The organism is Bacillus sp. UNC322MFChir4.1 (assembly GCF_000746135.1).
GTDB lineage: Bacteria > Bacillota > Bacilli > Bacillales > Bacillaceae_G > Bacillus_A.
This window is the reverse complement of sequence record NZ_JQKQ01000001.1, coordinates 1-22,365: the sequence shown is the minus strand read 5'-3', so window position 1 is coordinate 22,365 and position 22,365 is coordinate 1. Positions and strand designations below refer to the sequence as shown.

At 37.1% G+C, this 22,365-nt stretch carries 18 protein-coding genes and 2 pseudogenes; 19 read left to right on the top strand and 1 reads right to left on the bottom strand.

The genetic code is table 11. From position 1 onward, the window contains the following. Positions 1-16 precede the first annotated feature (16 nt). The 19 genes and pseudogenes from ymfI to mutL all read left to right on the top strand — a co-directional run bounded on the left by ymfI (position 17) and on the right by mutL (position 22,068). Positions 17-730: an elongation factor P 5-aminopentanone reductase gene (ymfI, locus tag BR72_RS00100; RefSeq protein WP_035428929.1), complete on the top strand. Its 714-nt coding sequence runs from the start codon at positions 17-19 to the stop codon at positions 728-730. Between the two features lie 107 nt (positions 731-837). Further along, positions 838-1,086 (top strand): DUF3243 domain-containing protein, encoded by a 249-nt coding sequence (locus BR72_RS00095; RefSeq protein ID WP_035428928.1) that lies wholly within the window; start codon positions 838-840, stop codon positions 1,084-1,086. Between the two features lie 151 nt (positions 1,087-1,237). Further along, a complete protein-coding gene (locus tag BR72_RS00090) occupies positions 1,238-2,023 on the top strand; it encodes a DUF3388 domain-containing protein (RefSeq protein ID WP_035428927.1) in 786 nt (261 codons plus the stop codon). A gap of 21 nt (positions 2,024-2,044) precedes the next feature. After that, the gene (locus tag BR72_RS00085) at positions 2,045-2,932 is read left to right on the top strand and encodes a helix-turn-helix domain-containing protein (protein WP_035428926.1); all 888 of its coding nucleotides are present in this window, start codon (positions 2,045-2,047) and stop codon (positions 2,930-2,932) included. A gap of 65 nt (positions 2,933-2,997) precedes the next feature. After that, positions 2,998-3,576 (top strand): CDP-diacylglycerol--glycerol-3-phosphate 3-phosphatidyltransferase, encoded by a 579-nt coding sequence (gene pgsA / locus BR72_RS00080; protein WP_035428924.1) that lies wholly within the window; start codon positions 2,998-3,000, stop codon positions 3,574-3,576. Positions 3,577-3,597: 21 nt separating this feature from the next. After that, complete coding sequence (locus tag BR72_RS00075) at positions 3,598-4,836, top strand: competence/damage-inducible protein A (protein ID WP_035428923.1); 1,239 nt, start codon at positions 3,598-3,600, stop codon at positions 4,834-4,836. Positions 4,837-4,989: 153 nt separating this feature from the next. Continuing rightward, a pseudogene (gene recA / locus BR72_RS00070) lies at positions 4,990-5,604 on the top strand (recombinase RecA); the annotation flags it as partial. A gap of 322 nt (positions 5,605-5,926) precedes the next feature. After that, a pseudogene (locus tag BR72_RS00065) lies at positions 5,927-6,352 on the top strand (recombinase RecA); the annotation flags it as partial. Between the two features lie 659 nt (positions 6,353-7,011). Beyond that, complete coding sequence (rny, locus tag BR72_RS00060) at positions 7,012-8,574, top strand: ribonuclease Y (RefSeq protein WP_035428922.1); 1,563 nt, start codon at positions 7,012-7,014, stop codon at positions 8,572-8,574. 335 nt (positions 8,575-8,909) lie between these two features. After that, positions 8,910-9,704: a TIGR00282 family metallophosphoesterase gene (locus tag BR72_RS00055; RefSeq protein WP_035428921.1), complete on the top strand. Its 795-nt coding sequence runs from the start codon at positions 8,910-8,912 to the stop codon at positions 9,702-9,704. Positions 9,705-9,853: 149 nt separating this feature from the next. Next, positions 9,854-10,114, top strand: coding sequence for a stage V sporulation protein SpoVS (gene spoVS / locus BR72_RS00050; RefSeq protein WP_020059065.1), 261 nt, complete (start codon positions 9,854-9,856; stop codon positions 10,112-10,114). 167 nt (positions 10,115-10,281) lie between these two features. Next, entirely contained in the window at positions 10,282-11,205 is a 924-nt protein-coding gene (locus BR72_RS00045; protein ID WP_035428920.1) for a dipeptidase, read from the top strand. A 247-nt stretch (positions 11,206-11,452) separates the two neighbouring features. Then, positions 11,453-13,210: a 2-oxoacid:acceptor oxidoreductase subunit alpha gene (locus BR72_RS00040; protein ID WP_035428918.1), complete on the top strand. Its 1,758-nt coding sequence runs from the start codon at positions 11,453-11,455 to the stop codon at positions 13,208-13,210. Further along, positions 13,197-14,063: a 2-oxoacid:ferredoxin oxidoreductase subunit beta gene (locus BR72_RS00035; RefSeq protein WP_035428917.1), complete on the top strand. Its 867-nt coding sequence runs from the start codon at positions 13,197-13,199 to the stop codon at positions 14,061-14,063. Before BR72_RS00040 ends, BR72_RS00035 begins: the two co-directional genes overlap by 14 nt. Before the next feature lie 328 nt (positions 14,064-14,391). Then, on the top strand, positions 14,392-15,921 hold the full coding sequence (gene miaB / locus BR72_RS00030) for a tRNA (N6-isopentenyl adenosine(37)-C2)-methylthiotransferase MiaB (protein WP_035428916.1): 1,530 nt from the start codon (positions 14,392-14,394) through the stop codon (positions 15,919-15,921). A 3-nt stretch (positions 15,922-15,924) separates the two neighbouring features. Further along, positions 15,925-16,356, top strand: a complete 432-nt coding sequence (locus BR72_RS00025) for a YlbF/YmcA family competence regulator (RefSeq protein WP_035428915.1) — start codon at positions 15,925-15,927, stop codon at positions 16,354-16,356. Between the two features lie 421 nt (positions 16,357-16,777). Next, positions 16,778-17,329 carry an outer spore coat protein CotE gene (cotE, locus tag BR72_RS00020; protein WP_035428914.1) on the top strand — a complete coding sequence of 184 codons (552 nt, stop codon included), beginning with the start codon at positions 16,778-16,780 and terminating at the stop codon, positions 17,327-17,329. Positions 17,330-17,458: 129 nt separating this feature from the next. After that, positions 17,459-20,146, top strand: coding sequence for a DNA mismatch repair protein MutS (mutS, locus tag BR72_RS00015; protein ID WP_035428913.1), 2,688 nt, complete (start codon positions 17,459-17,461; stop codon positions 20,144-20,146). Between the two features lie 8 nt (positions 20,147-20,154). Then, positions 20,155-22,068: a DNA mismatch repair endonuclease MutL gene (mutL, locus tag BR72_RS00010; RefSeq protein WP_035428912.1), complete on the top strand. Its 1,914-nt coding sequence runs from the start codon at positions 20,155-20,157 to the stop codon at positions 22,066-22,068. An 81-nt stretch (positions 22,069-22,149) separates the two neighbouring features. Here mutL and BR72_RS00005 read toward each other — a convergent pair. Continuing rightward, on the bottom strand, positions 22,150-22,365 hold a 216-nt coding region (locus BR72_RS00005; protein ID WP_035428910.1), incomplete at its 5' end, for a tyrosine-type recombinase/integrase.

Below are 22,365 nucleotides of genomic sequence, written 5' to 3'. Positions count from 1 at the left end.
TAGAGAGAGGAAAAAGATGAAGAAGTTTGCATTAGTTACCGGGGGAAGTGGGGGAATCGGCTCTGCCATTGTAAGACGATTAGTAAAAGATGGCTATGCGGTGTATGTTCATTATAACCAAGGTGAAAAGAGAGTCCGGCAATTAGAACAAGAACTTAAAGATATTATTCCTGTTCAGGCTAATTTATCAGAAATAGATGGTGCTTCGCAATTATGGTCGCAAATTCATCATCCAATTGAGACGATTGTATATGCAGCAGGGCAAAGTATATTTGGATTGACGACAGATGTTACAGATGAACAATTAAATGAGATGGTGGAGCTGCAAGTGAAAAATGTATATAAACTTGTTTCATTTGCACTTCCCTCTATGATTCGAAGCCGAAGTGGGAATATTGTTGTGATTTCTTCCATTTGGGGACAAATAGGTGCATCATGTGAAGTGTTATATTCAATGGTGAAAGGAGCGCAAAATTCATACGTAAAAGCATTGGCAAAAGAAGTTGCATTAAGCGGTGTACGGGTGAATGCGATTGCTCCAGGCGCAATTGAAACAGAGATGCTGCATGTATTTTCAAATGAAGAAAAGCAAGAGATTGCAGAAGAAATTCCGCTTGGTCGATTAGGGATGGCAGAGGAAGTTGCAAATACAGTTGCATTTATAATTTCTTCTCAAGCATCATATATAACAGGTCAAATCATTGGAGTGAACGGGGGATGGCATTGCTAATCACTTAAGAAGGAGTAGTGTATTTTGCTGTTTTGTTTGTACATAAAAAAGAACGTAGTGGCAAATAGTAAATATGACTCCATTACTTTATAGTGAGGTGCTTAACAATGTCAGTATTAGATAACTTTGAACAATGGAAAGGCTTTTTAGGAGAACGTTTAGACCAAGCGCAAGGAAAAGGTTTAGACGGCGGTGCGATTTCTGATATGGCTTATCGTATTGGGGATTATTTAGCACATGAAGTAGAAGCGCGTAATGACCAAGAAAAATTATTAGCGGAGCTATGGAAAGTTGCAGATGAACAAGAGCAACATACAATTGCAAATTTAATGGTAAAAATGGTCAAACATAAGTAGTGAAAAGAGAGGAAGAGTCCTCTCTTTTTTTGTCGATTTTGAGAATCCGTCAATTAATTTGAGTCCTCGATTGTACATTTCGCTTTCCTATTAGGGGAAAATCATATAATATAGTACGTAGATGTAAAGTAAGCAAGGGGAGTGTCATCAAATGATTGAATGGTATTTTGAGTATGAAATACATAAAAACCGACCTGGCTTGCTTGGTGATGTTTCTTCGTTAATCGGTATGCTTGGTATTAATATTGTAACAATTAATGGGGTAGACAATGCTAGGCGCGGACTATTATTAATGTGTGATAATCAAGAACAAATTTCTAGACTTGAATCAATTCTAAATACGATGGATAATATAACTGTAACGAAATATCGTCCACCGAAGCTTCGCGATCGATTAGCAGTTCGACACGGAAGATATATACAGCGAGATGCAGATGATAAGAAAACATTTCGTTTCGTTCGTGATGAATTAGGTTTACTTGTCGATTTTATGGCAGAACTTATGAAAAAAGATGGCCATAAATTAATTGGAATTCGTGGAATGCCGCGCGTTGGAAAAACAGAGTCCATCGTTGCTGCAAGTGTTTGTGCAAATAAACGTTGGCTTTTTGTATCGTCGACTCTTATTAAACAGACGGTACGCAGTCAATTAATTGAAGATGAATATAATGATAATAATATCTTTATTTTAGATGGAATTGTTTCAACGAAGCGCGCAAATGAACGACACTGGCAACTTGTTCGCGAAATTATGAGATTGCCAGCAACAAAGGTTGTAGAGCATCCAGATGTATTTGTGAGTCAGTCAGAATATACACTTGATGATTTTGATTACATTATTGAGCTGAGAAATGATTACGATGAAGAAATTCAATACAATCTAGTAGATGAAATTGAACAAGGAAATCAAAATAATTTTTCTATGTTCGACTTTTAAAGAAATATTGAGGTGTTAGCATTGACAGAATTAGGACAAAAGCTGAAAGAAGCACGAGAATTGAAAGGTTTATCCATCAATCAGCTGCAAGAAATTACAAAAATTCAAAAACGCTATTTGGTTAGTATTGAAGAAGGAGATCTTAGCGTATTACCTGGGGATTTTTATGCGCGTGCCTTTATAAAGCAGTTTGCAGAAGCAGTTGGGTTAAATGGAGAGGCGGTATTAGAAGAATATAGACACGAAATACCGCAGTCAGTTTCTAAAAATGTACCGCAAGTTGCAACGGGACAAAAAGCGCAGGAAACTGTGCAAAGAGCAGCGTCAGCGCCAATTACAGACCATATGCCCAAAATTTTAATTACATTGCTTGTTATTGCTGTTGGTGTTGCAATTTGGTTCGTATTCCAGTTTATTTTGGGTAAAAATGACGTTAGTCAAGTAAATCAAACGAAAAATGCACAAACAGAAGTAGAAAAAGCAGAAAACTCTCCTCTTGATCAAAAGAAAGAAGAGAAAAAAGAAGAGAAAAAAGAAGTCCCTCAACAACCACAGCAACAACAAAATGCTGCACAAGAAGAGATTAAAGTTGTTGAAAAAAATGGAAAAGAATCTACATTAGAACTAAGCCATAATAAAGAATTAAAGGTAGAAATTCACGCAAAAGGTACAAGCTATGTAGATATTAAAAACGAAGATGGTAAAGAATTTTATACAGGTACTTTAAATAAGGATGAAACACAACAACAAGATTTATCGCCAGAACATGTTGTGCGTTTAAACATTGGTAGTGCGCCAAATGTTGAAATTAAAATTAACGGTAAACCTGTTGAATTTCCACAAAATGCAGAAGAAATGCGTCATCAAATTTTGGTGATTAAAAACTTAGGAGAACAACCTGCACAATAATAGTCATCGTTCCGATGACTTTTTTCAATGCATAAACCGTTTTTTGACATGATGGAGGAATAGCTGTGAATTTACCAAATAAAATTACTGTATCAAGAATATGCTTAATTCCTATATTTTTAATTATTATGCTCGTTCCGTTTGATTGGGGAGTATATACAATTGGAGAAGTAGAATTGCCAGTTCAGCACTTAGCTGGAGCGCTTGTTTTTATTATTGCTTCTGCGACAGATTGGATTGATGGCTATTATGCAAGAAAACATAATCTTGTAACGAATCTAGGAAAATTTTTAGATCCTTTGGCGGATAAATTATTGGTATCTGCGGCATTAATTACGCTTGTAGATTTACATTATGTAGCGACTTGGATGGCGGTTGTTATTATTAGCCGAGAATTTGCTGTTACAGGCTTGCGTCTTGTATTAGCTGGTACAGGGGAAGTGGCTGCTGCGAAGATGCCTGGGAAAATTAAAATGTGGATGCAAGTTATTGCAATTTCTGCCTACTTACTTCACGATGTTCCATTTAATTTAATTCATATTCCAATTGCAGATATTTCAATATGGGTTGCACTTATTTTCACGATTATTTCAGGATGGGATTATTTCTGGAAGAATAGAGGAGTTTTTGTGGATTCGAAATAACGGCTTATGGGGGAATGGAAGATGAATGCAGAGATTATCGCGGTTGGTACAGAGCTATTGCTTGGGCAAATTGCGAATACGAATGCCAAATTTTTATCAGAAAAGCTGGCATCTATCGGAATCGATGTATATTATCACACTGTCGTTGGGGATAACAATAATCGCTTACGCAGGGCAATTGAAATCGCTCAAAAACGTGCAGATATATTGATTTTTACAGGTGGTTTAGGACCAACAAAAGACGATTTAACGAAAGAAACAATTGCTTCTTCCTTGCAGGAAGAGCTTGTATATGATGAAGTAGCGCTCAATTCCATTGCTGATTATTATAAAAGAACGGGAAGAGAGTTTACTGAAAATAATAAAAAACAAGCTCTTGTTTTAAGTGGGGCGACTGTGTTTGCAAATGATCATGGTATGGCTCCGGGTATGGGATTATGTAAGGATAACAAAGTATATATTTTACTCCCAGGACCACCTAAAGAAATGAATCCAATGTATATAAGTTATGTAGAAAATTGGCTTCTTTCTTTTACAGTTGGTGAGAATCTATATTCTCGTACTCTTCGATTTTTTGGAATTGGAGAATCGCAATTAGAAGCAAAGATTCAAGATTTAATAGATGCTCAAACGAATCCGACCATTGCTCCTCTTGCTTCTGAAGGAGAAGTAACGCTTCGCCTGACAGCAAAGCACAATGATGCAAAAGAAGCTGAATCTTTAATAAATCATATAGAAGAATTGATTTTACAAAGAGTAGGGCCGTTTTTTTACGGATACAATCAAGATCTTCTTCATAAAAAAGCCATTGCTTTGCTTAAACAAAAGTGTTTAACGATTGCATGTGCTGAAAGTTTAACGGGTGGCTTATTTGGTGATCGTATTACTGAAGTTGCCGGTGTATCTTCTCTGTTTAAAGGTGGCGTAATTTGTTATAGCAATGATGTGAAACAACATGTTCTGGATGTACCAGAAAAGACTTTACAAACCGCTGGAGCTGTTAGTGAAGATTGTGCCCGTTATCTTGCTGAAAATGTGAAGAAACTAATGCAAACGAATGTCGGAATTAGTTTCACTGGAGTAGCAGGGCCGGATGCATCTGAAGGAAAAGAGCCTGGGACAGTGTTTGTTGGTTTGGCAATAGATGAACAACCGACAGTAGTAATTCCCCTTACATTAAGTGGAAGTCGTCAACAAATTCGTGAACGGACTGTCAAATATGGTTTTTATCATTTGTATAAGAAGCTAGAAGAAGTATAAACTTCTTCTAGCTTTTGCTATTTTATATAGAAAAAGCGAGTTTTTCCTCTACTGGAAAATAAAAAAAACGAATAAACGTTCGATTTTTGTTGGCATATTGGGGAGGAAATATGTATAATAAGATTAGCATTTAAGTTAAGGAGGAATTTTTGAATGAGTGATCGTCAAGCGGCATTAGATATGGCGTTAAAACAAATAGAAAAACAATTCGGTAAAGGCTCTATTATGAAACTAGGAGAGCAAGCAGAACGTAGAATTTCTACTGTATCAAGTGGTTCATTGGCACTTGATGTTGCCCTTGGAGTTGGTGGTTATCCACGTGGCCGTATTATTGAAATTTATGGACCTGAAAGTTCAGGTAAAACAACTGTTTCTTTACATGCGATTGCAGAGGTACAGCGTCAAGGTGGACAAGCGGCATTTATTGATGCGGAACATGCAATGGATCCTGTATATGCACAAAAATTAGGTGTTAACATTGATGAATTATTATTATCTCAACCAGATACAGGAGAACAAGGATTAGAAATTGCTGAAGCATTAGTACGGAGCGGTGCAATTGATATTATTGTTATTGACTCGGTAGCAGCACTTGTTCCAAAAGCAGAGATTGAAGGAGAAATGGGTGACTCTCACGTCGGTTTACAAGCACGTTTAATGTCACAAGCTCTTCGTAAATTATCTGGTGCGATTAACAAGTCAAAAACAATCGCAATTTTCATTAACCAAATTCGTGAAAAAGTTGGGGTAATGTTTGGAAATCAACAAATGGTTGCTTAATCTTTATAGATTAAGGAGTTTACTATGGGTTTCCCTTGCTAGTGATAGCATGTTCAAAAAACCTTGTGAACCTTATTGCCTAAGGGTGTAGCTATATAGCTGCTAACGGTGAAGCCCTCCAAATAATAGGGTAATACCGTGCCAAGCTTCAAAATGATATGAAGAAGGTGTAGAGACTACCGAAAAGGACTTTTAAAGTTAACTGAGTAGGGTACGGCAGAAGATAGGCTCCTGCTGGAAGTGCAAGGCTCTCTGTAAAGAGATGAAGAGATAGTCCGCGCTATAGAGATGGAAAATCTATAGAATTATGCCAGAAACAACTCCAGGTGGACGTGCGTTGAAATTCTATTCAACTGTACGTTTAGAAGTACGTCGTGCTGAGCAGTTAAAGCAAGGTAACGATATTGTTGGTAATAAAACAAAAGTGAAAGTAGTAAAAAATAAAGTAGCGCCTCCTTTCCGCGTTGCAGAGGTTGATATTATGTACGGAGAAGGGATCTCGAGAGAAGGCGAAATTTTAGATATGGCTTCTGAACTTGATATCGTTCAAAAGAGTGGAGCTTGGTATTCTTATAATGAGGAACGCTTAGGACAAGGGCGTGAAAATGCGAAGCAATTCTTAAAAGAAAATCCAGAGGTTACAGATGAAATAGCATTCTTTATTCGTGAGCATCATGGTATTGGTGAAGAGGGTGCATCTGGAAGCGGAGAAGATACGACTCTTCTTGATAATTAAAAGACACGGTTTCGTGTCTTTTCTTTTTTATCCCGCTGTTTATGAACTGTTAACCTATTTAAATGGATCTGTTCTGTGCAACTATATAAATCCATTTTCATTTTCCGACATCTTTGTCTAGCCCTGCCTCCTAAGCTCTCATGTCTAAACAGTCGGATCCGCTTTTTTTATAAGTTGTTGTTATGCAAAATACAGTATGACCGCTACATGTATTCTTAACATTGCATGCAGTAGAAAATGGTTCTGGCCGTTTCTGGGCGTGGCCAGATGCTCTCGTTTCCCCTAAAAGAAAGGGGGTTATGTTGTTTTAAAATTTACATATAATAATCAATTAATTGATAAAGAAACATTACTGATGAAAGTTTTGTTTATCGTAGGTAAAGAAAGTAAAGGTAGACAATGCTTGACAATGAAAATAGCGGTAGATACAATGAGAATGTATATTTTTTCTTATATTATATACGATACACTCTTCTCAAGAAGAGAAGTAACATTCGGAGAGGACGTATACTTTCCGAAATAAGCATATGTCTAGTTTAATTGTGAATTGAAGAAAGTCCCTTAAAAAGGCGGGACGACGGTCATCGTTGTACGTTGCAGTTACAAACAATGTACATCCATGCAGTCTTTTTTCATTCATAGCAAGAGGAGGTGAAATTATGAGTAATGAAGTTTGGATACTCATCTCCATTTTGCTGGCCATCGTCAGTGCAGTTGTTGGGTTTTTTGTTCGAAAGTCCATTGCAGAAGCGAAGATTAACGGTGCGACCAATGAAGCGAAGCGCATTGTAGAAGATGCAAATCGTCAAGCAGAAGCACTGAAAAAGGAAGCGCTATTAGAAGCAAAGGATGAAATTCATACACTTCGTACAGAAGCGGAATTAGAAATTCGTGACCGAAGAAGCGAGTTGCAAAAACAAGAAAATCGTTTAATGCAAAAAGAAGAGAACCTTGATCGAAAAGATGAATCGCTTGAGAAAAGTCAGCAATTATTAGAAAAGAAAGAGGAATCTCTTGTAGCAAGACAACAGCAGATTGAAGATTTGGAAAGCAAAGTGGGAGAGTTAGTACAAAAACAGCAAGATGAATTAGAGCGTATTTCTAACCTAACACGTGATCAAGCAAGAGCTATTATCTTAGAAAAAGTTGAAAATGAAATTTCGCATGAAATCGCTGTTATGGTAAAAGAAACTGAAGTTCGTGCAAAAGAAGAAGCGGATAAGAAAGCGAAAGAGATTTTATCTTTAGCTATGCAAAGATGTGCTGCTGATCACGTCGCCGAAACAACGGTTTCAGTTGTCAATCTTCCAAATGACGAGATGAAGGGTCGTATTATCGGACGTGAAGGCCGAAATATTCGTACGCTAGAAACATTAACGGGTATTGACTTAATTATTGATGATACACCAGAAGCGGTAATATTATCAGGTTTTGACCCGATTCGTCGTGAAACTGCTCGTATTGCTTTGGATAAACTTGTACAAGACGGACGTATTCACCCAGCGCGTATTGAAGAAATGGTTGAAAAATCAAGACGTGAAGTGGATGAGTATATTCGTGAAGTGGGTGAACAAACGACTTTTGAAGTAGGTGTACACGGATTACACCCTGACTTAATTAAGATTTTAGGTCGTTTGAAATTTAGAACAAGCTACGGTCAAAACGTCCTAAAACACTCTATGGAAGTTGCGTATTTAGCTGGGCTAATGGCAGCGGAACTTGGTGAGGATGAGAAACTGGCTCGTCGTGCCGGTTTATTGCATGACATCGGAAAGGCAATTGACCATGAAGTTGAAGGTAGCCACGTTGAAATTGGTGTCGAGCTTGCGACAAAATATAAAGAGCACCCAGTTGTTATTAATAGTATTGCATCTCATCATGGGGATACAGAACCGACTTCTATTATCGCAGTTCTTGTGGCTGCGGCAGATGCGCTGTCAGCAGCAAGACCTGGAGCACGAAGTGAGACACTTGAAAATTATATTCGTCGTCTTGAAAAGCTTGAAGAGATTTCTGAGTCTTATGAAGGCGTTGAGAAATCTTATGCAATCCAAGCTGGACGTGAAGTTCGTATCTTAGTGAAACCAGATACAATTGATGACCTAGAGGCTCATCGTTTAGCACGCGATATTCGAAAACGTATTGAAAATGAATTGGATTATCCAGGACATATTAAAGTTACCGTTATTCGTGAAACTCGTGCAGTTGAATATGCAAAATAAAGTGGTGGTGTTGCACCACTTTATTTTTTTGTGCCAGAAATGGACACAATATAGAAAAGCTTGTAGAATCGGAAATGATTCACGAAATGGGAAAATGTGAGGAAATCCGTATTTTTTATAAGTGAAAGTTGTAGTTTATCCCGCATTAACGGGCAGTAATACCCCCACCTCAAAATTAGACGAAAGCAAGGAGGTTAGGTGGAGATAAACTGCCCGTAAAAGCCCGATTGGTGAGGGCTGATAATCAGTGGGGGATGAAGAAAACCCCCACTGATTAGAGTTTCACTTTATGAGAATAAATTACGAAGAATGTATAGATGGAAAGGGTAAGAAAAATGAGAATTTTATTTGTTGGGGATGTAGTAGGCTCGCCAGGAAGAAAGATGATTCAAGATTATGTGCCTGCGTTAAAGAAAAAATATACACCTACAGTTACGATTATTAATGGAGAAAATGCTGCAGGTGGACGTGGCATTACAGAGAAAATTTATCGTAATTTTTTAGAGTGCGGTGCACAAGCAGTTACACTTGGAAACCATGCCTGGGATAACCGTGAAATTTTTGAATTTATTGATGATGCAAAGTATCTTGCAAGACCAGCAAATTTCCCGGAAGGAACGCCAGGAAAGGGACTTATTTTTGTAAATTGTAATGGTGTAGAAGTAGCGATCATTAATTTACAAGGCCGTACATTCCTGCCGCCAATTGACTGTCCATTCCGAAAAGTGGACGAATTGATTAAGGTCGCAAAAAAACGTACGAACATTATTTTTATTGATTTTCATGCGGAAACAACAAGTGAAAAGCAAGCGCTTGGATGGTATGTAGATGGACGTGCTACAGCAGTTGTTGGTACCCATACACACGTTCCAACAGCGGATAATCGTATTTTACCAGATGGAACAGCTTATATTACAGATGTTGGGATGACAGGTCCATATGATGGTATTTTAGGAATGGATCGCGAAGCGGTGCTGAAGAAATTTTTAACAAATCTTCCTGTACGATTTGAAGTAACGAATGGAAGAACGCAGTTAAGTGCCGTCCTAATTGATGTAGATCCTAATACAGGAAAAGCTAAAAAAATTGCTCGTATTTTAATTAATGATGATCAACCATTTTTTGAATAAAAGACATAAAAGTTAGAAAAAAGAATATATTTTAATTTTTTAGAAAAATTACGAATTTTTAGCAGGAATATGAATCATTGCTCGTGAATATAAGTTAAAAGTGAACTCAATCGCTAATATTTTTTTAAGAAACGAGGAGGAAACGAGCAATGGAAATATTAAAAGTTAAAGCAACTTCGGTACCTAACTCTGTAGCTGGTGCACTAGCTGGAGTCATTCGTGAGCGTGGTTCAGCAGAAATGCAAGCAATTGGTGCAGGTGCATTGAATCAAGCCGTAAAGGCAGTAGCAATTGCGAGAGGATTTGTGGCGCCGAGTGGTGTGGATTTGATATGTATCCCAGCTTTCACAGATATTATGATTGATGGTGAAGAACGCACAGCGATTAAATTAATTGTAGAGCCTCGTTAAATTGGATGACCTGTTTGCATTTGCAGACAGGTCATTTTTATCCCTCTATTTGTGGACAATCACACCTTCAATTTAAGGGGCAGGGGCAGCTACAAGAAGATTTTGGTTTCAAGTCGTAACAATACAATAAATAATAAGAATGTTTTAGACAGAAGGGAAGAAGAGCATTGAAAATTTTTGATGCGCACTGTGATGTGTTGTGGCAATTATGGATGGGGAAAGGCAAGCGAACTTTTCAAAATGATTCTTCTTTACATATTACATACGATCAGTTAACAAAAAAGCGTGGTAGTATTCAATGTTTTGCAATTTATGTACCAGAAGAAGTTCCATATGGACAGCGGTTTGCAGTTGCATTAGAGATGGCAAATATATTTCATGAACAAATTTTAGCACTGCCGAATGTAAAATGGATTCGGACAAAAGAAGACATTCAACGATTAGGAACAGATGATATAGGAGCGCTTTTAACTTTAGAAGGATGCGATGCAGTTGGAAGAGAATTAACGAAACTACAAACGCTATATTATCTTGGTGTTCGTTCTGTTGGGCTTACTTGGAACTATGCGAACTTAGTTGCTGATGGAGCGCTAGAGTCTCGAGGTGGCGGTTTAACACTGTTTGGAGAAAAAGTAGTGGAAGAATTAAATCGTTACAAGATATGGACAGATGTTTCTCATCTGTCAGAGAAAGGTTTTTGGGATGTAATGGAACTTTCCGACAATCCAATTGCGTCGCATTCAAATAGTTATGAGTTATGTTCGCATCCAAGAAATTTAACGAATGAACAAATAAGAGCATTAATTCAAAAAGACGGAATGATCGGGATAACATTCGTCCCGATGTTTTTAGCTGCAAATAAGTCTGTTTGTACAGATGATATATTAAGGCATGTAGAGCATGTATGTATGCTTGGCGGCGAAAGGAATGTTGGATTCGGATCAGATTTTGATGGAATCACGGAAACAGTCGTACATGTAGAAAGATATGAGCATTATGAATATGTCATAAATGAACTATTAAAGCGATATAAAGAAGAGCAAGTAAACAATTTCATATATCGTAATTTTATACATCATATTCCATTTTAGAACACTACTATAAAAGCGTTCTGTAAAAGTTAGAAAATTCGTAAAAATACACAATGAAATTGTATCAAATTGTTGCATTTTTACGGTTGTAAGGCTAGAATTGTAAACGAATTAAGATTATGCGAAATATTTACTGAAATCAGAAGAGGTATAATTTGTGTCCATTGTAGTTTCTTATTCTAAAAAGTGCTAAACTAGTACTGTAAAAAAATACACTACAATGTATGCAGTTAAAGGGGTGTAGGAAATGATTAGTCAACTTTCATGGAAAGTTGGAGGCCAACAAGGTGAAGGAATTGAAAGTACAGGAGAAATCTTCTGTGTTGCATTAAATCGACTAGGTTATTATTTATATGGTTATCGCCATTTTTCATCACGAATTAAAGGTGGACATACAAACAATAAAATTCGCGTAAGTACTACAGAGGTACGTGCGATATCAGATGATTTAGATATTTTAATTGCATTTGATCAAGAAACGATTGATTTTAACTTCCACGAACTACGTCCTGGTGGAATTGTTGTTGCAGATGCAAAGTTCAATCCAAGCATTCCAGAAGGAACAGATGTAACTTTATATGCGATTCCATTTACGGATATTGCTTCTGAGCTAGGTACATCTTTAATGAAAAACATGGTTGCAGTTGGAGCGTCTAGTGCGGTATTAGGGCTAGATGAAAAAGTGTATTTAGAAGTTGTAGATGAAATTTTCGGTCGTAAAGGAGAGCAAGTTGTTCAAAAGAACATGGATGCAATTCAGCGCGGTTCTCAATATATGAAAGAATTGCTCGGCGAAAAAGTAAATATGATGCAACTTGAAAAAGCAGATGGAAAAAAACGTATGTTTATGATCGGGAACGATGCAATCGCATTTGGTGCAGTAGCTGGCGGTGCTCGTTTTATGTCTGCTTATCCAATTACACCTGCTTCTGAGATTATGGAATACTTAATTAAGAAGCTTCCAAAAGTAGGAGGAACGGTTATTCAAACAGAGGATGAAATTGCTGCTTGTACGATGGCAATCGGTGCAAACTATGCTGGTGTACGTACATTAACGGCTTCAGCTGGTCCTGGTTTGTCTCTTATGATGGAAGCGATTGGATTAGCTGGGATTACAGAAACACCTCTTGTAATCGTTGATACGCAGCGTGGTGGACCAAGTACGGGATTACCAACAAAACAAGAACAATCTGATTTAATGGCGATGATTTATGGTACGCATGGTGAGATTCCGAAAATCGTAATGGCACCAAGTACTGCTGAAGAAGCATTCTATGATATTGTCGAAGCATTTAACTTAGCTGAAGAATATCAAGTGCCTGTTATCTTTTTAACAGATTTACAACTTTCTTTAGGTAAACAAACAGTAGAACCGCTTCAATTAGAAAAAGTTGAAATTCGTCGTGGTAAACTGGATCTACATGCGGAGTTACCAGAGCGTGAAAATAAAGCATACTTCAAACGTTATGAAGTAACAGAAGATGGAATTTCACCTCGTGTTGTACCTGGTATGAAAAATGGTATTCACCATGTAACAGGTGTAGAGCACGATGAAACAGGGAAACCATCTGAATCAGCACTGAACCGCAGTGCACAAATGGACAAACGTTTCCGTAAAATGGAGAATATTAAGTTTAATACCCCTGTATACAAAAATGCCAAATATGATGACGCTGATGTATTATTAGTAGGCTTTAACTCAACTCGCGGTGCAATTGAAGAGGCAATGGAACGTTTAGAGCAAGAAGGATTAAAAGTAAATCATGCTCATGTGCGTTTAGTTCATCCGTTCCCAACAGCTGAAATGCTGCCGCTTGTGAAGGAGGCAAAACGTGTTGTTGTTGTAGAAAACAATGCAACTGGACAGCTTGCTAACATTATGAAGATGAATCTTGGCTATGGTGAGAAAATTTCTAGTTTGCTAAAATATGACGGAAACCCATTCTTGCCAAAAGAAATTTACAACGAATGCAAAAAAGGGGTTGTTTTAAATGGCAACATTTAAGGACTTTCGTAATAGTGTAAAACCAAACTGGTGTCCAGGTTGCGGTGATTTCTCGGTACAAGCAGCAATTCAGCGTGCTGCAGCAAATGTAGGTTTAAATCCTGATGAATTAGCGGTTATTTCTGGTATCGGTTGCTCTGGTCGTATCTCTGGTTATATTAACTCTTACGGTGTTCATAGTATTCATGGACGTGCCCTTCCAATTGCACAAGGCGTAAAAATGGCAAATCGTGATTTAACAGTTATCGCATCTGGTGGTGACGGCGACGGATTTGCAATCGGAATGGGACATACAATTCATTCTATTCGTCGTAATATTGATATTACGTACATCGTTATGGATAACCAAATTTACGGTTTAACGAAAGGGCAAACTTCACCACGTAGTGAAGCTGGCTTTAAAACGAAAAGTACGCCGCAAGGATCGATTGAACCAGCATTATCTGTAATGGAAATGGCATTAACTGCTGGGGCAACGTTCGTAGCACAAAGTTTTTCTAGTGATTTAAAAGAATTAACACAGCTAATTGAGGCTGGTATTCAGCATAAAGGGTTCTCTCTTATCAACGTATATAGCCCATGTGTAACATATAACAAGGTAAACACTTACGATTGGTTTAAAGAGAACTTAACAAGACTTAGCGAAGTAGAAGGATATGATCCATCTAATCGTATGCTTGCTATGCAAACCTTAATGGAAAACAAAGGTTTAGTAACAGGTTTAATTTATCAAAATAAAGAACAACCTTCTTACCAAGAGCTTGTAAAAGGTTATAGTGAACAACCGTTAGTTCATGCTGACCTACAAATGGACCAAAACATGTTTGATGAGCTTGTAGCAGAGTTCATGTAATAGATGAAAGGCTATCGAAATATCGGTAGCCTTTTCTGATACAAAATTATGATTAAGTTTTTTCATAATGAGATGTATTTTATTTACTAGGAAAATTCAGAATGATAAAATTATAAATAGGAGTCATATTATATGAGTTCCTCTTATCCCCTTTAGTACCAAGTAAAGTCGTTCATGAATCCAAGCTATCTCTATTGTTTAATTTGACTGAACGCTTTATACTATAATAATGTGTATAGGAATGAAGCGATATGCTTTTTTATAAGAACAAATTAAACAACAAATAAAAGTGAAACTTTGTATATGTAAGGTTGAAAGGAGATTAATCATGAACGAAGAACAACGATTAGCAGGCCAACAAGCAACTTCAACTACTAAAAAAGCAGAAAAAGATTACAGTAAATATTTTGAAAGCGTATATCAGCCACCTTCTTTAAAAGATGCGAAAAAACGCGGTAAAGAAGAAGTTAAAATTGAACGTGATTTTGGTTTACCAGAAGAGTTCCGTAACTTTGGTACAGGAAGAAAGTTTTACATCCGTACTTATGGATGTCAAATGAATGAACATGATACAGAAGTAATGGCTGGTATTTTTACAACTCTTGGATACGAACCAACATTCTCTACAGAAGATGCAGATGTAATTTTATTAAATACATGTGCTATTCGTGAAAATGCTGAAAATAAAGTATTCGGGGAACTTGGTCATTTAAAATCCTTAAAACAAAGAAATCCTGATCTTTTAATCGGTGTATGTGGCTGTATGTCACAAGAGGAATCTGTTGTAAACAGAATTATGCAAAAACATCAGCATGTAGATATGGTATTTGGTACACATAACATTCACCGCTTACCGTACATTTTAAAAGACGCTATGTTCTCGAAAGCGACAGTTGTTGAAGTATGGTCAAAAGAAGGTGATGTAATTGAAAACCTTCCGAAAGTACGTCGCGGAGATATTAAAGCGTGGGTAAACATTATGTATGGATGTGATAAATTCTGTACGTACTGTATCGTACCGTATACACGTGGTAAAGAGCGTAGCCGCCGTCCTGAAGATATTATTAAAGAGGTACGTCATTTAGCTGCAAATGGTTATAAAGAAATTACGCTACTTGGCCAAAACGTAAACGCATACGGAAAAGACTTTGAAGATTTGAAATACGGTTTAGGAGATCTTATGGATGAACTTCGTAAGATTGATGTAGCACGTATTCGATTTACTACAAGCCATCCGCGCGACTTTGATGATCATTTAATTGAAGTGCTTGCAAAAGGTGGCAACTTAGTTGAACATATTCACTTACCGGTGCAATCTGGAAGTACGGATATGCTGAAAATTATGGCACGTAAATACTCACGTGAGCACTACTTAGAACTTGTACGTAAAATTAAAGAAGCGATTCCGAATGTAGTATTAACGACTGATATCATCGTCGGTTTCCCAAATGAAACAGAGGAACAATTTGAAGAAACGATGTCGTTATATCATGAAGTAGGATTTGATAGTGCATATACATTTATTTATTCACCGCGTGAAGGTACACCAGCTGCAAAAATGCAAGATAATGTACCGATGGAAGTGAAAAAAGAACGTTTGCAACGTTTGAATGCGGTAGTAAATGAATTTTCTGCGAAGAAGAATAAAGCCTATGAAGGGCAAATCGTTGAAGTGCTTGTTGATGGAGAAAGTAAAAATAATCCTGATGTACTTGCAGGTTATACACGTGCTAATAAACTTGTAAACTTCGTAGCTCCAAAATTTGTAATCGGTCAGCTTGTAAAAGTGAAAATAATTAAAGCGAAAACTTGGTCTCTAAACGGGGAATTGGTAGAGGAGCCGATTGAGGTGAAATAAGAGATGAAAATCTTTACAAAAGATGAAATTGTAGAGCAAGCGAAAGAATTAGCAAAAATGATTTCTGAAACAGAAGAAGTGGATTTGTTTAAACGTGCAGAAGCGCAAATTCATAAAAATGAAAATGTAAAACGTACGATTGATGAAATTAAAGCTTTGCAAAAACAAGCAGTGAATTTACAACATTATGGGAAGTGGGAAGCGTTAAAAAAAGTAGAATCCGAAATTGATGCGCTGCAAGATAAACTGGATGAAATTCCAGTTGTCCAGCAGTTTAAATCTTCTCAAACATATGTCAATGATATATTGCAGCTTGTCGCAAGTACAATTTCAAACACAGTCACAGATGAAATTTTAATTTCAACTGGCGGCGATGTGTTAAAAGGAGAGACAGGTGCTGAAGTAGTAAATAAAAAAGGCACATGTGGTTTCTAAAAAGATGTCGAGTTCGGCATCTTTTTTTTGTTGTGCACCCAGCATACGTCTATTCCAAAATCATAAAGGCAGAAGTAATGTTTAGTTTAAGACAAGTGTGTACGTGGTGATGCAGAATTTAAGGAAGTCGGCGGAAAATCTCTAGACTGAGGAACTCGAACTACATAGAAGGCTAGGTACTGGATGAGGTTGCCATACGCAAATCAAAGGCTGAACAAAGTAAATGAAGCAGATAGATGGATGGGAAGAATATGTGCTTAATAACCTAACTTATGAAAAATTTATAAAGATTATTAAATTCTGGAAACCACGGTTTTACTATTATAATAATGAAAGGTGTAACGCTTTTTCAAAAAAGAATAACACATTCCGCGTTTGCCCCGCATATAATTAATTGAATATTTATTGAGGAGGGTTTCGGATGTCTGAATTTAGAGAGATTATTACGAAAGCAGTTGTGGGAAAAGGACGTAAGTATATGAAAACAACTCACACTGTTGAACCGAATCATCCACCGACTAGTATTCTAGGTTGCTGGGTTATAAACCATGCATACGAAGCGAAAAAGAATGGGAAGTATGTAGAAATCGAAGGATACTATGACATTAATACTTGGTATTCGCATGATGAAAATACGAAGACGGAAGTTGTAACAGAGCGTGTACATTACACAGATGACGTGAAAGTTGGTTTTCGTGATAAGAGTTTTTCTGGGGAAGATCTTGAAATTATTGCACGAGTCGTTCAACATCCAAATTGTTTAGAAGCAGTAATTTCACCAAATGGAAATAAAATGGTTGTTACAGTAGAACGTGAATTTGTCACAGAAGTTATCGGGGAAACAAAGATTTGTGTAAGTGTGAATCCAGAAGGTTGCCAAGAAGAAGAAGAGCCATTTGAAGTGGATGATGATGAGTTTGAAGAACTTGATCCGAATTTTATTGTAGAAGCTGAAGAAGCTGAAGAAGAGTAAGTTGAAGCTAGGGAGATTCTCTTCCTAGCTTTTTGTTTATGTTTCAGATGATGGATCAAAATCATTCGTGTATAATTTGTGTTATAATATGTTTTTAAAGTGAAAAAGAAAGATGTATGGAGGAACAAAATGGCACAGTACACGCCGATGATGCAACAATATTTAAAAATCAAGGCAGATTATCAAGATGCCTTTTTATTTTTTCGCTTAGGCGATTTTTATGAAATGTTTTTTGAAGATGCTGTAAAAGCAGCACATGAACTTGAAATTACATTAACGAGTCGTGATGGGGGCGGAAGTGATCGCATTCCGATGTGTGGTGTACCATATCACGCTGCCAAAAACTACATTGAACAGTTGGTTGAAAAAGGATATAAAGTAGCAATTTGTGAACAAGTTGAAGATCCAAAAACAGCAAAAGGTGTTGTGCGCCGGGAAGTTGTACAATTAATTACACCAGGAACGATGATGGAAGGTCGAACAATAGATGAAAAGGAAAATAATTTCCTTGCAGCATTAGAACAGTTTGAAGATGGTTCCTATGCATTAGCTTGTAATGACTTAACAACAGGCCAAAATACAGTAACATTGTTAACTGGAGCACTTGAAGATGTAATACTAGAAGTATACGCAACGGGCGCAAAAGAAATTGTTGTATCGTCTACATTCTCTGAGGAAGAACTAGATAAGTTGTTAGCAACACTAAAAATGACAGTTTCATATGAAAAGGAAACCGACATTCCAGAGAATCTTATGCACCTCGTTCAAAATGTGACGCAAGCAAAACTCCTTGCAGCCGTTGGACGTTTATTTCATTATGTCTTACGTACGCAAAAACGTTCGTTAGATCATCTACAACCGGTTGAAATTTATTATACAAATCAATTTATGAAGATTGATGTTCACTCTAAACGTAATCTAGAACTAACAGAAACCATTCGCACAAAAGAAAAAACAGGTTCTTTATTATGGCTGTTAGATAAAACGAAAACAGCGATGGGGGGACGTATGCTAAAGCAGTGGATGGAACGTCCGCTCATTCAAAAAGAAAAAATTGAAGAACGTTTAGAAATGGTTGAAACATTTGTGAACGATTATTTCTTCCGTGAGGATTTAAAAGAAAAATTAAAAGAAGTATATGATTTAGAACGGTTAGCAGGAAAAGTTTCATATGGAAATGTCAATGCACGTGATTTACTGCAACTAAAGCGTTCTTTACTGCAAGTACCATCCATACTGGAGGCGGTTAGTCTTTTAGATAATGCCTATGCTGCAACCTTAATTCAAGGCGCTGATCCATGTGAAAGCTTAACAGCGTTACTAGAGAAAAGTATTCAAGAAAACCCACCGCTTTCAGTAAAAGATGGTGACATTATTAAAGATGGTTATAGTGAGAAATTAGATCAGTATCGCTATGTAAGTAAAAACGGAAAAACATGGATTGCAGAGCTTGAAAAGCGTGAGCGTGATATAACGGGAATTAAATCGCTGAAAATTGGATACAACCGCATTTTTGGCTACTATATTGAAGTTACAAAAGCAAACCTTTCTGCACTTCCAGAAGGACGTTATGAACGAAAACAAACTCTTGCGAATGCAGAACGTTTTATTACAGATGAATTAAAAGAAAAAGAAACGTTAATTTTAGAAGCAGAGGAAAAAATCGTTCAATTAGAATATGATTTATTCACAGCTCTTCGCGAAGAAGTAAAAGTATTTATTCCGAAATTGCAACAATTAGCAAAAATTATTAGTGAATTAGATGTCCTTCAAAGTTTTGCAACTGTAAGTGAGGAAGAGCAATTTGTAAAACCAACATTAACAGGTAAACGAGAAATCTTTATTAAAGATGGTCGTCATCCTGTCGTTGAAAAAGTATTAAACGGTAAATTGTATGTACCAAATGACTGTATCATGCCAGAAAATATGGACATCTTTTTAATTACTGGTCCAAATATGTCAGGTAAAAGTACGTATATGCGTCAATTGGCATTGATTACTGTTATGGCGCAAATCGGTTGTTTTGTACCGGCAGCAGAAGCAGTTCTCCCTGTGTTTGACCAAATCTTTACGAGAATTGGTGCAGCCGATGATTTGATATCAGGTCAAAGTACGTTTATGGTCGAAATGTTAGAAGCGAAAAATGCAATTGCGAATGCATCGGAAAGAAGCTTAATTTTATTTGATGAAATTGGCCGTGGTACATCTACGTATGATGGTATGGCACTAGCGCAAGCAATTATCGAGCATATTCATGATCAAATTGGTGCGAAAACGTTATTTTCAACACACTATCATGAATTAACAGTTCTAGAAGAAAATTTGGATAAGTTGAAAAATGTACATGTTTCCGCAATTGAAGAGAATGGAAAAGTTGTCTTCTTGCATAAAATTCAAGAAGGAGCAGCAGATAAGAGTTACGGTATTCACGTTGCTCAGCTTGCAGAGCTCCCAGATAGCTTAATCACTCGTGCGAAAGAAGTATTAGCGCAGCTTGAAGGACAAGAGGAAGTTATCATTCCGAAACGAACGGAAGTTAAAGTTTTAGAAGAAAAAGTACAGGAACCTGTGATCGTAAAAGAAGAAATATTGTCGCAAGAAGAAGTAGAAGAAGAAGTAGAAGAAGAAGTGGAAGAAGAATCACAGCTATCCTTCTTTGCAGCGGAACAACCATTGAAAAAAGAAGACAAGCCTGTACTTGATGCAAAAGAAACAACAGTATTAACACAAATTAAAAAAATGGACTTACTCGATATGACACCGTTAGAAGCGTTAAATGAATTGTACCGTTTACAGAAAAAGTTGAAGAAAGGATGAGTAAGTAGATGGGGAAAATTCGCAAACTCGATGATCAGCTTTCTAACTTAATTGCGGCAGGGGAAGTAGTAGAACGCCCTGCCTCGGTTGTAAAAGAACTTGTCGAAAATTCCATCGATGCGAATAGTACATCTATTGAAATCCACTTAGAAGAAGCTGGATTATCGAAAATTCGCATCATTGATAATGGAGATGGCATTGCGGAAGAAGATTGTGTTGTTGCCTTTGAACGACATGCAACAAGTAAAATTAAAGATGAAAATGACTTGTTTCGTATTCGAACGCTCGGCTTTCGCGGCGAAGCATTGCCAAGTATTGCATCTGTCAGTGAATTAGATTTAATGACAAGTACAGGGGATACACCAGGAACCCACCTTGTCATTAAAGGCGGCGAGATTTTAAAACAAGAAAAAACAGCGAGCCGTAAAGGAACAGACATTACGGTTCAAAATCTGTTTTTTAACACACCAGCACGCTTAAAATATATGAAGACGATTCATACAGAGCTTGGAAATATTACCGACATTGTATATCGCATTGCCCTGTCGCATCCAGAAGTCTCGTTGCGTTTGTTTCACAATGAGAAAAAATTGCTTCATACATCAGGAAATGGTGATGTAAGACAAGTTCTTGCGGCAATTTACGGCATTCAAGTTGCGAAAAAATTAGTTCCAATTGAAGCAGAATCGTTAGACTTTACGATTCGTGGTTATGTGACGTTGCCAGAAGTGACGCGTGCATCTCGTAACTATATGTCAACGATTGTAAATGGTCGTTACGTTCGAAATTATGTCTTAATGAAAGCAGTGCAACAAGGCTATCATACGTTGTTACCTGTCGGCCGTTATCCAATTGGTTTCTTATCAATTGAAATGGATCCGATGCTAGTTGATGTGAACGTTCATCCAGCAAAACTAGAGGTTCGTTTTAGTAAAGAACAGGAGCTATTGCAGCTTATTGAAAAAGCATTGCAGAATGCTTTTAAAAAGATCCAACTTATTCCTGATGCTGGCGTAACAACAAAGAAAAAAGAAAAAGATGAAAGCGTCCAAGAACAGTTTCGATTTGAGCACGCAAAATCGCAAGAACTACCGAAAATTGTGTTGCCAAGTGGAATGGATGAACAAGAAGAAAAACCGAAGTCACAGACGCCGCTTTGGAATCCACCAAAACAAGAATGGCAGCCGCCAGAGTCTCTTGTGAAAGAAGAAAACAATTGGCAACCATCTAAGCCAATCGTAGAAGAACCACTCCCACAAGAGACTGATTGGGATGACAATGAGGAAGAGTTTGAATTAGAAGAACTTCAAGAAGTGCAAGAAATCGAAATGAACGGAAACGATTTACCACCGTTGTATCCAATAGGCCAAATGCACGGAACATATGTTTTCGCTCAAAATGATAAAGGATTATATATGATTGATCAGCATGCCGCTCAGGAGCGCATTAACTATGAATATTTCCGTGATAAAGTAGGAAAAGTGGCACCCGAGGTACAAGAATTACTCGTTCCATACCGAATTGATTTATCGCTTAATGAATTTTTGCGCATTGAAGAACAATTAGAAGAACTGAAAAAAGTAGGAATCTTTCTAGAACAATTTGGCCACCAATCGTTCATTGTCCGCTCACATCCAACATGGTTCCCAAAAGGACAAGAGATGGAAATTATCGATGAAATGATGCAGCAAGTATTGAAATTGAAAAAAGTCGATATTAAAAAACTGCGTGAAGAAGCAGCTATTATGATGAGCTGCAAAGCATCGATTAAAGCAAATCAATATTTAACGAACGATCAAATCTTTGCTTTATTGGAAGAACTGCGAACAACAACAAATCCCTATACTTGTCCGCATGGCAGACCTATACTTGTTCATCATTCGACTTATGAATTGGAGAAGATGTTTAAGCGGGTGATGTAAATAAAATGGCGCTAAACTCTTTATTTATAAAGGGTTTAGCGCTATTTTTTATAACATTGACCACATTTTGACCACATTGTATCAATTTGTTTGCTGAAAAGCTTTTTCAAACCGATCTGATGATTCCTTTTGCATGTCGAAAGTCACGTGAGAATATGTGTTCATTGTCATTTCGATAGATGAATGTCCTAATCGTTCTGATACAATCTTCGGATGTTCTCCAAGAAGTAACATAAGTGATGCATGTGTATGACGCAAATCATGAAAACGGATTTTTTTCACATTGGCTTTTTTTAT

Coding starts and splice junctions, on each gene's coding strand:
- BR72_RS00025 (WP_035428915.1), top strand. CDS start 15,925: ATGAAAATCTTTACAAAAGATGAAATTGTAGAGCAAGCGAAAGAATTA.
- BR72_RS00095 (WP_035428928.1), top strand. CDS start 838: ATGTCAGTATTAGATAACTTTGAACAATGGAAAGGCTTTTTAGGAGAA.
- spoVS (WP_020059065.1), top strand. CDS start 9,854: ATGGAAATATTAAAAGTTAAAGCAACTTCGGTACCTAACTCTGTAGCT.
- mutL (WP_035428912.1), top strand. CDS start 20,155: ATGGGGAAAATTCGCAAACTCGATGATCAGCTTTCTAACTTAATTGCG.
- ymfI (WP_035428929.1), top strand. CDS start 17: ATGAAGAAGTTTGCATTAGTTACCGGGGGAAGTGGGGGAATCGGCTCT.
- BR72_RS00055 (WP_035428921.1), top strand. CDS start 8,910: ATGAGAATTTTATTTGTTGGGGATGTAGTAGGCTCGCCAGGAAGAAAG.
- BR72_RS00075 (WP_035428923.1), top strand. CDS start 3,598: ATGAATGCAGAGATTATCGCGGTTGGTACAGAGCTATTGCTTGGGCAA.
- rny (WP_035428922.1), top strand. CDS start 7,012: ATGAGTAATGAAGTTTGGATACTCATCTCCATTTTGCTGGCCATCGTC.
- miaB (WP_035428916.1), top strand. CDS start 14,392: ATGAACGAAGAACAACGATTAGCAGGCCAACAAGCAACTTCAACTACT.
- cotE (WP_035428914.1), top strand. CDS start 16,778: ATGTCTGAATTTAGAGAGATTATTACGAAAGCAGTTGTGGGAAAAGGA.
- mutS (WP_035428913.1), top strand. CDS start 17,459: ATGGCACAGTACACGCCGATGATGCAACAATATTTAAAAATCAAGGCA.
- BR72_RS00040 (WP_035428918.1), top strand. CDS start 11,453: ATGATTAGTCAACTTTCATGGAAAGTTGGAGGCCAACAAGGTGAAGGA.
- BR72_RS00035 (WP_035428917.1), top strand. CDS start 13,197: ATGGCAACATTTAAGGACTTTCGTAATAGTGTAAAACCAAACTGGTGT.
- BR72_RS00090 (WP_035428927.1), top strand. CDS start 1,238: ATGATTGAATGGTATTTTGAGTATGAAATACATAAAAACCGACCTGGC.